The organism is Halodesulfovibrio marinisediminis DSM 17456 (assembly GCF_900129975.1).
Classification (GTDB): Bacteria; Desulfobacterota; Desulfovibrionia; order Desulfovibrionales; family Desulfovibrionaceae; genus Halodesulfovibrio; species Halodesulfovibrio marinisediminis.
In genome coordinates this window covers 310,988-324,791 of record NZ_FSRG01000003.1, presented here as the reverse complement: position 1 = coordinate 324,791, position 13,804 = coordinate 310,988, and the positions used below count along the sequence as shown (strand labels likewise).

The window sequence follows — 13,804 nt, the reverse complement described above, 5'->3', positions numbered from 1 at the left end:
GACATGATGGATTTGAACTGGCAGGTTATTTTTGAAATTTCCATTACGCTCTTTCTGATTTTTGACCCACTGGGTAACGCTGCAGTGTGTCTGCCGATGCTTGGTGCTTTTACGCCCAAACAGCAGCGACAAATTATGCTGCGTGAAGTTGTTATTGCGCTTGGAATCATCCTTCTGTTCACCTTCCTTGGCGACAACCTGCTGGGCCTACTTAATATCCACCACTCTACCCTGCGTATTGCGGGCGGCATCATTCTGCTAATTATTTCCATGAAGATGGTATTTCCACAGGGAAGCGGCTCTTCAGCTGACCTTGAAAAAGATCCGTTTATTGTACCAATTGCGGTTCCTCTTCTGGCCGGTCCTTCACTGTTGGCAGCAGTAATGCTCTACGCAGCACGCTCTCAGGAAAGCCCACACGGTAACACAGAGTTGCTGGTGGCTATTTTCCTGTCATGGCTTGTTACTGCAATTATCCTACTCTGCTCCTCATCTCTCACTAAAATTCTGGGACAACGAGGACTGCGAGCAACAGAACGCCTTATGGGGCTTATCCTCATCTTTATGGCTGTTCAAATGCTTGAAGACGGTATCCGTATGTTCGTAGAGACATTCTAAGATTCCTTCTTAAACAACTAAGCCCCTCTTACAATTTAAGAGGGGCTTTTTTTATTTCCCATTCTCTGAGAATGTAATACCACTATCGCAATTAAGCCCCACTAAGCATACCGCATGCTGATAATATCTTTTTTCGGATCATCTGTTGAAATATCTGCACCGACTATTCCTCTCAAGCAAGCTCGCATAGCCTTGTAAGAACCACAATGCCCCCTTCTACGTGCCCCAGCTTTTCTTGTTCTCTTCACTATACCCCCATAACACGCTGTGCTTTAAGTAAATTCTTGCACACAGCACTGCACATACAAAAACAAACAATACGCTGTTTTCATTCGCCTTTCCCCTTAACCACCTGAATTATCTTGCTCATTCCCCTTGCCCGATGTGCAAATAAATACACATGCCTGCATATATTTTGTACACAATTTGAACATTGTGGAATTGCAACACTGCAACTAGCTGAAATACCGTACACAAAAAAAATGGCATAGCTATTGCTAAAACAAAGCATGTGCAACACACTGTGCACGTAACATGATGGCTGCATTAATACGATGTCACCTCACTACAATTTTGTAGATCGTTTTTTTCACTCTATCCGTTAGCATCCAATGCACTGTGCATTGTTAATGCAGCCATCATGCTATCTATAAAACAAACACAGTAGTAATTATATACAAAAATATTATCACCAATAAAAATTTACTGCACGACAAGGGGGAGGGACGCCTATGAATTGTCCAAATTGCAATACCAAACTGCATATGACTGAACGAAAGGGAATTGAAATAGATTATTGTCCAGACTGTCGCGGTATTTGGCTCGACAGAGGGGAACTGGATAAAATTGTGGAAAAGACTCTAGCCGATGAACAAGAGCATCACCAGATACGAACACCACAGCAAGGCGTACAAGTTTCTCCAAATGGTTTCCCAGAAATACACCATCGAGAGCAATACGATTCGCACAACCATAAATACGGTCATAAAAAACACCGTAAGCCTTGGTTTATGGATCTATTTGACTAAAGACCTTCATACAAAGAGCCGCAGGATAATACATACGGACATGTAACTGCCCCGCTACGTTACATACAAGTAATTTGTTAAAACAGTACCCCTCCTCGGCAGCAACATTTACTGGCTCTACCATTCAAAGTATTACCTGCAGCTCTTTTTTACATAGATTAGTTAATCATCCCAAAATGACGAACAAACAACTTGAAACAAGCAAGAGGGGAGAGCTGGCTCCCTACACACTTGCGGTAGCACAGCCCGCGATCACACATCACACACCTGAGTAAAAGCAACTAACTACTACCTAAAGAAAAACAAAACGTACTATTCGAAAAACGCGAAAGGGGTGAGTTCAAAAAAACTCACCCCTTTCTTGTATTCACTGCATGTTACAAAAAATTTGTGCAATTTTTAGTCGCTTACAATGCACAAATGACACCTATCTGAGCAATTTTCAAACATCAGCAGAAGCAGCTATATTCTTGAACATGTAACATACTAGTCTCATAGTTTTTTCATTTTCGGCACGTACTTTGCTCTAACTCAAACAAGAACAAGCAACAGCTTCCACATCAATCATTGATGGTTCGCTCAAATGAGCGAATAAGACTATAAGATGAATAGCTACTGCAACACTACTGAAACAAACAAAACGTATTAATACGGATAAACATATACATTACCAGCACGACTACATAGTTACTAAAGTGCGTTTAAGGAGAATATTATGACATGCCATAACTATAATGTAGATCGCACTATAATTAACAATACTAACGGGAAGATAGAACGCTATACAGACGGAAACGGCATCTGGATGGAACGCAAAGAAAAAGATCGTCTTCTAAAGCAAATGCTTTCCCAAAAGCTCTCAAATCCTAAGGTGCAACGTAAACAACTACCATCGATCTCCCCGACAACTGAAGATATGCTCACAGACGCCGGAAGTGACTACGGCACATACTTCGCCTACAAGTACCACGGTAATTATGCCCGTACACTACATAAATAAACGCTAAGGCCTCTTAGCGGCGAAATATACGCATCAGGAAGAATGACCCAAATATGGTCATATCCCCAGCAAAAAGTCAGGCTCATCCCATCCTGGCTTTTGCGCCAGAAAAAAAGCCGGAGCATTTTGCTCCGGCTTTTCTTTATTCTCATACAGAGACACCTAACAATGCGTCTGCATCGCACAGGTACATTCTATTTTTTATCAAACAATTCCTGAACAGCTTCTTTAATGCCACTCTTATTAAGGCCAAGTTGCTCACGCAATTCAATCTGTGATCCGTGCTCAATCCATTTGTCAGGGATACCCAAGCGCTTTACTTTACACTTACCTAAAGCGCCACTGTCAGACAAAAATTCAAGCACAGCAGAGGAGAAGCCGCCCTGCAGCGCATTTTCTTCAAGCAACAACAAGGAGTCATGTGTGTTCACAAGTTCAAGCAACTGCTCTTCAGGAAGTGGTTTTACGCAACGAGCGTTAAAGACAGTGGCCTGTTTTCCTGTTTCTGCAGCCAGTTCTTTCACTGCCTCAACTGCAGGGTATGTTCTGGAACCTACAGCGACAACAGCTACCCCTTCACCCTGAACCAGTATTTCACCGGTACCAATAGCAAACGGTTCCGGCTTCTCTTTTAAAGGAACGCCGTAGCCAGCGCCACGCGGGTAACGGATAGCCACAGGACCGTCATGCTTAAGCGCTGTTGCCATACAGTCCGCCAATTCAGCTTCACTGGAAGGAACCAGCACTGTCATATTTGGAATATGGCGCATGAAGCTCAGATCAAATACACCGTGGTGTGTCGGGCCATCTTCACCCACAATACCACCACGATCCAGACAGAAAACAACCGGCAGATTCTGCAAACAAACGTCATGAACAATCTGATCATACGCGCGTTGCATAAAGGTGGAGTAAATCGCTACACATGGACGGTATCCCTGAGTAGCAAGACCTGCTGCAAAGGTTACAGCATGCTGCTCACATATGCCCACATCGATAAACCGATCCGGAAATTTCTTTTCGAAGCAGGCCGTACCAGTACCCTCTGGCATTGCCGCAGTAATCGCCATAATGCGATCATCCTGCTCTGCAAGATCACATAAGGTATTGCCGAAAACTTCTGTATAGGTAGGCACAGTGTTAATCTTGGCTGCTTTCTTAGCCTGACCAGTTTCAGGTTCAAAGCGTCCTACACCGTGAAAGAATGTCGGGTTAGATTCAGCAGGAGCGTAGCCCTTGCCCTTCTTGGTAAGAACATGCAACAGCACAGGCTCATCAAGATCCTGATACAGTCTGAATGCACGCTGCAAGGCTTTAATATCGTGACCGTCAACCGGCCCCATGTAGTTAAACTGGAACGCTTCAAACAGCATCCCCGGCGTAAAGAAACTTTTTAAACTATGCTCACTACGACGAGCATAATTGAGCATTTCTTCACCAATAGCAGGAACCGCGTTAAGGATCGTCTCTACATCCTTTTTAAACCTGCGCACCCAGCGGGAAGACAGGTTACGGGACATAAAGTGCGACATCGCCCCAACGTTCTTGGAGATAGACATCTCGTTATCGTTAAGAATAACGAGCATTTTCTTATCAATATGACCAGCCTGATTAAGCCCCTCGAAAGCAAGGCCCGCTGTCATGGAACCATCTCCGATAATAGAGATCACTTCATTTTTCTTGCCAGCCAAATCTCGCGCGACAGCCATACCTAAGGCAGCTGAAATGGAAGTAGATGAATGCCCTACTCCAAAATGGTCATACGAGCTTTCTGCAATTTTTGGAAAACCGCTTACGCCGTCTTTGGTACGCAAGGTATGAAAATCATCCTTACGTCCTGTCAACAGCTTCCAAGCATAGGCTTGATGGCCGACGTCCCATACAAGCTTATCATGATCGAAATCAAAAACTGACATCAATGCAAGGGTCAGCTCAACAACTCCAAGAGAAGGAGCAAGATGACCACCAGTTTGAGAAACTACGGAAATTATCTCTTCACGCAACTCCCCTGCAAGCCGCTCAAGCTGTGATAGATCAAGCTTGCGGACATCAGACGGCAAATTCATGCTGTCCAGTAGGCGAGGAGAAGATTGGCTCTTATCAGGCATTATAAATCCGGGGTGCTATTAGTTAGGAATGAAGCTTCAAACCGTTGCAGACAAAGGTAGTGTACTCTTTATGAAACTCTGTCAACAATGTACTGGGCAAGCTTACGCAAAAACTGTGCTTCTGCACCGTCGCCCCCTGCAAGCTGTTCTACTGCATTATCAACAAGTTGCTGAGCCAGCTCGCGGCTTTTTTCGATACCAAGCATGCTTGGGTAAGTGTTTTTACCCTGTTCAATATCACTGCCTACAGGCTTACCAAGTTCTTCTTCAGTTCCAGTTTCGTCTAAAATGTCATCTACAATCTGGAACGCTGCACCGATGTTTGCACCATACGTACGAATGCGTTCGAGATCTTCAGCACTGGCTCCACCCAAAATTGCACCACACTCACATGAGCATCGAATAAGCGCGCCTGTTTTCATTGCGTGCATTGTCTGTAATTCTTCAAGAGAGACATTATCACGACCGGTAAAAGCCATATCAAGCTGCTGGCCACCGACCATACCGCCAGAGCCCGCCGCAACTGCCATTGTATTAATAGCTGCCAACACGGAAGCTGCAGAAATATGCTCCGCTGTCTCTGTCATCAAGACAAAAGCTTCTGTTAACAGACCGTCACCTGCAAGAATTGCAGTTGCTTCGTCAAAAGCCTTGTGGTTGGAAGGCTTTCCACGACGCAAATCATCATCGTCCATCGCTGGCAGATCATCATGCACAAGAGAGTAAGAGTGAATACATTCAATAGCAGAAGCAAACGGCATTACATGCTCTTTGTTTGCGCCAAACATAGCCGCAACGAAAAGGCACAACACAGGACGCAAACGTTTGCCGCCAGCAAGCAGACTATATTCCATTGAATCAAGTAAGCGCTGAGGAATATTTCTGTTATGCAAACAGGTAGAAAGAAATTCTTCAACAGATGCAGCCTCAGTCTTCAGTGCAGATTTAAACTCCTGCACACTCATCATAGTCATCGTATATTCCACCTAGTCTGCTGTGGTAGCAGCTGCTGTTTCTTCTTCGAACGGAACCTCGCCTTCTTCTGTAAAAAGACGAATCTCATTGCGCGCATTTTCAAGCTGAGTACGACATTCTTTAGAAAGGGTCATTCCTTCCTTGTACAATGCCACACTTTTTTCCAAAGCAAGCTCACCTGTTTCTAAAGACTCAACGATAGCCTGAAGCCGCTTTAGCTGCGCTTCAAAATTTTTCTTTTTTGCTGCCATGAGTAACTCTCTTATTTCTTCGCTGTAAAAAGCGGAATAGGATCAACGGCTACGCCTGAAACATTCAAGCCAAAATGCAGGTGTGGACCAGTTACACGACCTGTGGAACCAACCTGACCAATGACCTGCCCTTTCTTAACAGTTTCCCCTTCACGTACAAGCAATTTTGACATGTGAAAGTACATACTGACAACGCCTTGCCCGTGATCAATATATATTGATTCACCGGAGAAAAAATGTGAAGCGGCTATTCGTACAACACCGTCTGCACATGCCTTAATTGATGTCCCTTTTTTGCCGCGCAGATCAATACCACTATGTGCCTTACGTGGCTTACCATTAAAGAACCGTTGAACACCAAATTCACTACTTACGCCTCCCGGAACAGGACGAAGAAAATCAGCATCCCACTTTCGCTCTGCCGCAAGAGATGTCATCATACTGCGAACAGTTGCCCGCTCTGCATAATGTCGATCCAGACTCTTTTTACTTAACTCAACGTATTTCCTATCTACATTAAGATGCTGCTCTCGATATTTTTTATGCTGCACCGGAATTGTACGAGTCACAATATTAGTCCCCGCAGCTGTTTCTTCTACTGCAGAAACTTGCAGAGTCTTTTCTGAAAAATCACGAGGCAGCGCCAACAATGCAACACCCCGGTACCCGTCACTATCTTTCACACAACTTACGGAAATTTCTGTATTGTTCCACTTCAAACAAACAGGAGCCTGAGCGTTTGTGTGTACTGTAACTAAAAACGCTCTGCCGTTCATGGCATGTTCAGGCAAATCAATGCGTAGTGCTCCCAATGCAGGAACAACACTGAGCAGAACAAAACAGATCAATAAGATAGTACGACGAATCATTCATCACTCCCATTCTTTTCCACAGTTTCAACTTGAACACCAACAGAACCGTCCGCCACCATCACATTCAAATGCTCACCCTTGGCGACATCATCAACGCTACGGACAAATGTACCATCAGCCTTTTGAACTAAACTGTATCCTCTCTCCAAAGGCTTTCGAGGATCAAGACTTTCTAGCATGATAGAAAAACGATCAAGTGTGCGTTCAGCCGTTGCAAGCATTCCATCCCCAGCCCATTGTAAACGACTCTTTAAGCTCTGCACCTTCTGCAACTGGTAGTTGATCGAATCTTCACCGAAAGCACGCTTTATCCGCTCTTCACCGTATGTCACGGCCCGTTCAGCGTTTTCAAGTTTCAGAACAACAGCTCTTTCAAGACGCTCAGTAAGCCCAACAAACTGCTCATCCAGCCGTTTCAAGCGCTGCACAGGAGACAACCACCCCAGCCCACGTTCCAACGTGGTCAGACTATGCTCTTTTGCACCCAACTGCTGCTCTATTCTGCGAGCTAAGCGAATCTCCAATTCATCCAGAGACTGAATCAACATGGAGCGTTCAGGCCATAGCAGCTGGGCAACATGGCTTGGGGTCGCAGCACGGACATCTGCTGTCATATCAGCAATCGTCGTATCTACTTCATGCCCCACACCGGCAATAACAGGTATTCTGGAACCAAAAATTTTCTCAGCAAGCGTTTCATCATTAAACGCCCACAAGTCCTCAATAGAACCGCCGCCACGAATGAGCACTATAACATCCGCCCATCCTTCAGCATTAATTCTATCCATCTGCGCTGCTAACTGCCCTGCTGCAAGATCTCCCTGCACCAAGGCCGGATAAATTCTAATATGGGTACCCCAGCCACGGGTAGCAGAGATACGTAAAAAGTCCTGAATAGCTGCACCTGAAGGAGCGGTAATTACAGCAACCTTTTCAGGATGGTACGGCAGAGAACGCTTGCGCGTGGAGTCGAAGAAACCTCTTGCGCTCAGCTTTTTCTTCAGTTCTTCAAATTCCATAAAGAGCTTACCAAGCCCCACATCCTGTGCAAGCTCAACAACAAGCTGATAGCTGCCGCGCGGAGGGTACACATTCAATCTGCCAGCACACATAATCTCCGAACCATTCTGCATGGTACGGGCAAGGCAGGGTCTCGGTCCATCTTCAAAAACTTCACCGGTAAGGGGATCGAACCGCTCATCGCCGCGTTGGTTCCCCTTAAACCAGACACAGTTCAGCACAGCATCTGTGTCCTTGAGAGAGAAATATAAGTGACCGGAAGCAGGACGCGAAAGGTTAGAAACCTGACCGCGCACCCACACAAACGGAAACGCACCCTCAATGGTCTTCTTGAGGGCGTCTGTTAATTCTCTGACTGTTAAAATCTGACTCATTCCGTAGTTTGCCTCCGGCAAGTCTCGACGGGCAGAACCTGCCTTACATCCGCATCACCGATTAGGTGAGACGCTTACCATTCTACACGAATGCTAGAAAAACGCTCCTGTTGCGTGCATGCGCAACAGGAGCATCATATTTTACTCAGGTAACAGCTACCGTGTATTCACTTTTATTACTGCGCAAGTAATATACAGAGAAATACCCAGTAGACAGGAACGGTTGACTAACCGATGTTCCATCCTGCGTATACTTTTTCTTTCCACTCTTTAAATGCTTCAATGAAGCCTTCAACTGGAAGTTCTGTTTTCTCACCTGTACGACGGTCTTTAGCTTCAATGATGCCATTTTTAAGACCGCGGCCACCAACAACAAGCTGCATTGGGATGCCGATGAGGTCCGCATCTTTGAACTTAACCCCCGGACGCTCTTTACGATCATCCACAAGCACGTCAATGCCCTGCTCTTTCAGGAAGGTGTAGATCTCGTCTACTTTGTCATTAACTTCGTCACTCTTAATGTCGAGGTTTACAACAAGCGCTTCAAATGGAGCAATCGGAGGCGGGAAGCAGATACCGTTCTCGTCGTGGTTCTGCTCAATACAAGCAGCAACAACACGAGAAACACCAATACCGTAACAACCCATGAGCATTACCTGCTCTTTGCCGTTCTCATCAAGGAAAGTACAACCAAGAGATTCTGAGTACTTAGTACCGAGTTTGAAAACGTGACCAACTTCGATGCCTTTAGGGAGGCTAATTTCTTTGCCACACTTAGGACATACGTCATTTTCGGTGATAACGCGAAGGTCTGCGTAACCGGTAAGCTCAACATCACGCTTCAGACAAACGTGCTTGAGGTGCGCGTCAGCTTTGTTTGCACCAACAATCCAGTCAGTCGCAAAACGCAGCTCATTATCTGCATAAATACGCTTAACGTTGAGTTTCACAGGGCCTGCGAAACCTACTGGAGCACCGGTCCATTCGCGAACCTGCTCAGGTGTTGCCATCTCAAGAGTGTCTGCCTGAAGCAGGTTCTTGAGTTTAACATCGTTAAGCTCTCTGTCGCCACGAACAAGCGCTGCAACAGGCTCACCGTCTGCATCAAAAAGAAGAGTCTTAACAAATGCAGTTGCAGGAGCATTAAGGAAGCTGGAAACTTCTTCAATGGTGCGTGCATTCGGGGTTGAAACTTCTTCCATTGGGGTTTCAAGCGCTGCGCACTCTTCACCTGAACATAAAATCTCTGCACGTTCTACGTTTGCTGCGTAGGAACAGGAATCACATACTACGATGGTATCTTCACCTGTTTCTGCAAGCACCATAAATTCGTGAGAGAAGCTGCCGCCGATGGAGCCGCTGTCTGCTTCTACCGGACGGAACTCAAGTCCCATACGGGAGAAGATGGCATTGTATGCTGCATACATTGCGTCATAGCTTTCATCGAGACCTGCCTGATCTTTATCGAAAGAGTAAGCATCTTTCATGATGAATTCACGACCACGCATAAGACCGAAACGAGGGCGAACCTCATCGCGGAACTTAGTCTGAATCTGGTAAAGATTCATAGGCAGCTGACGGTAGGAACGTACTTCGCCGCGCACGATATCAGTAATAACTTCTTCGTGTGTCGGGCCAAGACAGTAATCACGGTTGTGACGGTCTTTCAGGCGAAGTAATTCTTTACCATAAAAGTCCCAGCGTCCAGATTCCTGCCACAAATCGGCAGGCTGCACCATTGGCATGCTCACTTCGTTACCACCTGCTTTGTCCATTTCTTCACGGACAATAGCAGAAGCTTTAGTGATGGAACGTAAACCAAGCGGCATGTATGTGTAGATACCGGATGTAAGTTTACGAATCATACCCGCACGGGTAAGCAATTTATGGCTGACAACTTCTGCGTCAGCTGGTGCTTCCTTAAGCGTAGGAATGTAGAAACGACTCCAGCGCATAGCTATCCTTTATTTCGTTCTATAAGAAATTTATCTAATTCTTCCATAAAGGCGTTAAGCAAGTTTGCTCCGCCTTTTACCGTTCTAATAACTTTTCCTTTACGGAAAATAATACCTTTGTCTCTGCCACCGGCAATACCAATATCAGCCTCCCGAGCCTCGCCCGGCCCGTTAACAACGCAGCCCATTACAGCTACTTTGATAGGGTCGACAACGCCTTCAAGGCGTTTTTCTACGACTTCAACAAGATTAATAAGGCCAATTTCGGTTCTACCGCAGGTGGGACAGGAAATAATCTCCGGTCCACGATGACGCAAACCGAGAGAACGTAAGAGTTCCCAGGCGACAGTCATTTCCTGAACAGGATCGTCCGTCAGGGAAACGCGCAAAGTATCACCAATGCCCTGCCAGAGCAATACACCAAGACCTACTGAAGATTTTATGGCACCACGCAACAGCGTACCAGCTTCTGTCACACCAATATGCAGCGGGTAATCACACTTCTCTGCAAGCAGTCTGTAAGAGTCAATGGTATGCAGAACAGAAGAAGACTTCAAAGAAATCTTGGTGTTATAAAATTTACGCTTTTCAAGCATGGCAACGTGCTGCATCGCACTTTCTACCATGGCTTCAGGAGTCGGACCACCAAACTTGTCCAATAATGCCCTTTCTACAGAGCCGCTGTTAACGCCGACTCTGATAGCTGCATTGTGTGCTTTAGCAGCGTCCACTACTTTATCCACATTTTTCTCACCGCCAATGTTACCCGGGTTAATACGTAATGCATCTACACCGGCCTCCAAAGACTTAATTGCCAACCTGTGGTCAAAGTGAATATCAGCAATAAGTGGAATAGAAATCTGATCCTTGATTCGGGAAATTGCCCATGCAGCCTGCTCATCAAGAACAGCAACACGTACCAGCTCACACCCAGCTGCTACAAGCTCCTCAATCTGAGCAACGGTTGACTCTACGTCGCGAGTATCTGTGTTTGTCATGCTCTGCACAACTACAGGATGCTCACTACCGATTTTAAGTGCCCCTACGGTCACTTCACGAGTCTTTCTTCTTTCTAAGGACATAGCTTCCTTTTACTCCTTACTATGCAGAGTCGTTCAAAAAACTAATACGCTGTTTCGCCTATGCATATTCCTGCCTGCGCTTTAAAGAGTAGCTATCGGTTACACTTATATAAATTCTCAATCTTACAATCCGCTGCAATCCCAAAAAAAAAGATACTACGCGACAAACAGATTCTTACCGCTCTTTTTTTGTCTTACGCAGACGCAACCTGAAAACAACATCAAGCTAACGCGATTACTCACTCTAATGCAGAAACATAACGGCTTACCAAAAAACAACTATTCTACTTACGAACTCTGCTTTTCTATCCTAAATTTCCCCATGAATGTTTCAAAAACAATCCATTCTCATTACTGCATTTCATATAGCAAGCCAAGAGGAATGGTAAGCTGATTTTGTATTGACAAAACAGGAGTGAATGTCATTCTCAAAAACATTCGCAGATAGACTAAATATCTAATAAGGAAGATACGTTATTTTGTCATTTCACTGACTACTACTGTGAGTGCGACCTATCCCTAAGAATCCCCAACTGCAAAGTAACACAGTGAGGTCACTATTATGATGCTACGCGTATTTCTCTCATAAATTTTAAGATTATAGGTTCCGAACCTGCATTGCCTTGTGCTCAAAAAATACGTTACAATATGCTAACTCTCTGTATCACCAAACTTTTTAACTTCAGACACAGTAAAGAGAACCACCATGCAGTTATATAAAAAAGCACTAGCCCTTCTTTTTCTCACGCTTCTAGTTACTGCCCCGTTATCAAGCACCGCGCTGGCTCAAAAGCCTGTTGTCTTTGTCAGCATTCTCCCGCAAAAATATTTTGTGGAACAAATCGCCGGTGACACTGTTCAAGTAGAGGTTATGGTTAAGCCCGGTGCAAGCCCTGCCACCTATGAACCACTGCCACGGCAAATGACTATGCTTGCAAAAGCTGATATGTACCTTGCCATCGGAGTACCTTTTGAACGCACCTGGCTTCCACGCATCAAAGCCACCAATCCTGATCTCGCAGTTATCTACATAGACAAGACTCTCCGCAAGCTCCCTATGACTTCCAATGCAATAGAAGTCGACACCAATCCACGTGGTGCTCTTTTGCTTAACTTCAGAAACTCTAAAGCCGAGCACGATGCGCACGCCTCAGCCCACGACCAGAAGAAGCAAGTTCATAATCATGAAGGCATGCTCGACCCGCACATATGGTTATCTCCCCGCTGGGTAAAAGCTATGGCAAAGCCAACACGTCTTGCCCTCACCAAGGTGGCACCACATCACGCCACGCAATACCGTATCAATACACGCCGTTTCACAAAACGATTGGACGCTCTGGACAAAGACATTCACGCAATCTTTAAGGCTATTCCAGCAGAACAACGTGTCTTTATGACTTTCCACCCTTCATGGGGATACTATGCCATGACATACAACCTCATCCAGATTCCAATTGAGTTCGAAGGTAAGGCTCCGTCTCCTAAGGATCTTGAACAAATCACAGCTATTGCAAAAAAACGAAATCTTCGGACAATATTTGTGCAGCCACAATTCTCGCAAGCGAGCGCAAAAGCCATTGCAGGTTCAATAAACGGCTCTGTTGTAACTGCCGACCCACTTGCCGAAAACTGGGAAGAAAATTTACGCGACGTTTCTAAAAAGCTCGCAGCATCTTTTATCCTTTGTGAATAGCTATGAATCAACCAGCCATCGACATATCAGGACTTACCTACGCATACCCTAATGCCTCACATGTCACTGTATTGGAAAATCTAAACTTTACAGTGCCGCAAGGTGCGTACATTGCAATCTTAGGTCCTAACGGTGGAGGAAAAACTACCCTGTTGAAATGCATTTTAGGCCTTCTTACACCACAATCTGGCAACATCAAGGTCTTTGGAAGAAAGCCATCGGAAAGCATACGATACATCGGATATGTTCCACAGTACGCTACTACTAAAGACCTGTTTCCAGCCACACTACTTGATATTGTCATGATGGGCGCAATTACCAGTCCCTTACTGATCTCATTTTCGCGAAAAGAGCGTCAGCATAATGAGAAAAAAGCTGTTGAGGCATTAAAAAAAGTTGGCCTTGTTGGACTAGAAAAAGAAAAACTGCACAACCTTTCCGGCGGACAACGTCAGCGAGTTATTGTTGCTAGAGCTCTTATGTCTGACCCCAGATTGCTGCTTCTGGATGAACCGACTTCGAACTTTGACCCAAGCGGTAAATTCTGCTTCTACGAATTTCTCGCAGGTCTTCCAGATAACATTACAACCATTGTGGTTAGCCATGACATTTCCATCGCAGCTTCACCGTTTACCGGCATTGCCGTTGTGAACCAAGACCTGAAGTATCACGAAGGAAAAGATTTTTCTCCGGACTTCCTTGCCCATCTATATGGAACACACGACAGTACCTGTCCGATGGGGGCTTTTATGAACAATGTACCTCAGATACTCTCATTCAAGCCGTTTACAAAAAACATCAACTTTCCTGACACCGAGGAGTAAGTGA

The 13,804-nt window shown here is 45.3% G+C and carries 13 protein-coding genes; 5 read left to right on the top strand and 8 right to left on the bottom strand.

Features of this window, described 5'->3' with window-relative positions:
* Positions 1-3: 3 nt before the first annotated feature.
* Positions 4-618: a MarC family protein gene (locus BUR09_RS01605; protein WP_074215212.1), complete on the top strand. Its 615-nt coding sequence runs from the start codon at positions 4-6 to the stop codon at positions 616-618.
* Positions 619-719: 101 nt separating this feature from the next.
* On the opposite strand, the gene BUR09_RS16770 is transcribed toward BUR09_RS01605, so the two are convergent.
* Positions 720-866: a hypothetical protein gene (locus BUR09_RS16770; protein WP_175565967.1), complete on the bottom strand. Its 147-nt coding sequence runs from the start codon at positions 864-866 to the stop codon at positions 720-722.
* A gap of 483 nt (positions 867-1,349) precedes the next feature.
* Here BUR09_RS16770 and BUR09_RS01600 point away from each other — a divergent pair, with 483 nt between their 5' ends.
* Positions 1,350-1,646: a TFIIB-type zinc ribbon-containing protein gene (locus BUR09_RS01600; protein WP_074215211.1), complete on the top strand. Its 297-nt coding sequence runs from the start codon at positions 1,350-1,352 to the stop codon at positions 1,644-1,646.
* Between the two features lie 715 nt (positions 1,647-2,361).
* The gene (locus BUR09_RS01595; protein ID WP_074215210.1) at positions 2,362-2,646 is read left to right on the top strand and encodes a hypothetical protein; all 285 of its coding nucleotides are present in this window, start codon (positions 2,362-2,364) and stop codon (positions 2,644-2,646) included.
* Between the two features lie 194 nt (positions 2,647-2,840).
* Here BUR09_RS01595 and dxs read toward each other — a convergent pair whose 3' ends face one another.
* The 7 genes from dxs to ispG form a co-directional block, all read right to left on the bottom strand.
* Entirely contained in the window at positions 2,841-4,754 is a 1,914-nt protein-coding gene (gene dxs, locus BUR09_RS01590) for a 1-deoxy-D-xylulose-5-phosphate synthase (RefSeq protein WP_074215209.1), read from the bottom strand.
* A gap of 68 nt (positions 4,755-4,822) precedes the next feature.
* On the bottom strand, positions 4,823-5,722 hold the full coding sequence (locus BUR09_RS01585; RefSeq protein WP_074215762.1) for a polyprenyl synthetase family protein: 900 nt from the start codon (positions 5,720-5,722) through the stop codon (positions 4,823-4,825).
* An 18-nt stretch (positions 5,723-5,740) separates the two neighbouring features.
* Positions 5,741-5,980: an exodeoxyribonuclease VII small subunit gene (xseB, locus tag BUR09_RS01580; protein ID WP_074215208.1), complete on the bottom strand. Its 240-nt coding sequence runs from the start codon at positions 5,978-5,980 to the stop codon at positions 5,741-5,743.
* 11 nt (positions 5,981-5,991) lie between these two features.
* Positions 5,992-6,849, bottom strand: a complete 858-nt coding sequence (locus BUR09_RS01575; RefSeq protein ID WP_074215207.1) for a M23 family metallopeptidase — start codon at positions 6,847-6,849, stop codon at positions 5,992-5,994.
* Complete coding sequence (gene xseA, locus BUR09_RS01570; RefSeq protein WP_074215206.1) at positions 6,846-8,246, bottom strand: exodeoxyribonuclease VII large subunit; 1,401 nt, start codon at positions 8,244-8,246, stop codon at positions 6,846-6,848. The genes BUR09_RS01575 and xseA overlap by 4 nt, the downstream gene beginning before the upstream one ends.
* A gap of 227 nt (positions 8,247-8,473) precedes the next feature.
* Positions 8,474-10,201, bottom strand: coding sequence for a proline--tRNA ligase (locus BUR09_RS01565; RefSeq protein WP_074215205.1), 1,728 nt, complete (start codon positions 10,199-10,201; stop codon positions 8,474-8,476).
* A gap of 2 nt (positions 10,202-10,203) precedes the next feature.
* Positions 10,204-11,283, bottom strand: coding sequence for a flavodoxin-dependent (E)-4-hydroxy-3-methylbut-2-enyl-diphosphate synthase (gene ispG / locus BUR09_RS01560; protein ID WP_074215204.1), 1,080 nt, complete (start codon positions 11,281-11,283; stop codon positions 10,204-10,206).
* Positions 11,284-11,989: 706 nt separating this feature from the next.
* On the opposite strand from ispG, the gene BUR09_RS01555 reads away from it, so the two are divergent.
* Positions 11,990-12,976, top strand: coding sequence for a metal ABC transporter solute-binding protein, Zn/Mn family (locus BUR09_RS01555; RefSeq protein ID WP_074215203.1), 987 nt, complete (start codon positions 11,990-11,992; stop codon positions 12,974-12,976).
* A gap of 2 nt (positions 12,977-12,978) precedes the next feature.
* Complete coding sequence (locus BUR09_RS01550) at positions 12,979-13,800, top strand: metal ABC transporter ATP-binding protein (RefSeq protein ID WP_074215202.1); 822 nt, start codon at positions 12,979-12,981, stop codon at positions 13,798-13,800.
* The last annotated feature ends 4 nt before the right edge of the window (positions 13,801-13,804 follow it).

Bases quoted from the DNA above. Each gene is read 5' to 3' on its own strand.
- BUR09_RS01550 (WP_074215202.1), top strand. From the start codon at position 12,979: ATGAATCAACCAGCCATCGACATATCAGGACTTACCTACGCATACCCT.
- xseB (WP_074215208.1), bottom strand. From the start codon at position 5,980: ATGGCAGCAAAAAAGAAAAATTTTGAAGCGCAGCTAAAGCGGCTTCAG.
- BUR09_RS01605 (WP_074215212.1), top strand. From the start codon at position 4: ATGATGGATTTGAACTGGCAGGTTATTTTTGAAATTTCCATTACGCTC.
- dxs (WP_074215209.1), bottom strand. From the start codon at position 4,754: ATGCCTGATAAGAGCCAATCTTCTCCTCGCCTACTGGACAGCATGAAT.
- BUR09_RS01600 (WP_074215211.1), top strand. From the start codon at position 1,350: ATGAATTGTCCAAATTGCAATACCAAACTGCATATGACTGAACGAAAG.
- BUR09_RS01585 (WP_074215762.1), bottom strand. From the start codon at position 5,722: ATGATGAGTGTGCAGGAGTTTAAATCTGCACTGAAGACTGAGGCTGCA.
- BUR09_RS01575 (WP_074215207.1), bottom strand. From the start codon at position 6,849: ATGATTCGTCGTACTATCTTATTGATCTGTTTTGTTCTGCTCAGTGTT.
- BUR09_RS01565 (WP_074215205.1), bottom strand. From the start codon at position 10,201: ATGCGCTGGAGTCGTTTCTACATTCCTACGCTTAAGGAAGCACCAGCT.
- xseA (WP_074215206.1), bottom strand. From the start codon at position 8,246: ATGAGTCAGATTTTAACAGTCAGAGAATTAACAGACGCCCTCAAGAAG.
- BUR09_RS01555 (WP_074215203.1), top strand. From the start codon at position 11,990: ATGCAGTTATATAAAAAAGCACTAGCCCTTCTTTTTCTCACGCTTCTA.
- BUR09_RS01595 (WP_074215210.1), top strand. From the start codon at position 2,362: ATGACATGCCATAACTATAATGTAGATCGCACTATAATTAACAATACT.
- ispG (WP_074215204.1), bottom strand. From the start codon at position 11,283: ATGTCCTTAGAAAGAAGAAAGACTCGTGAAGTGACCGTAGGGGCACTT.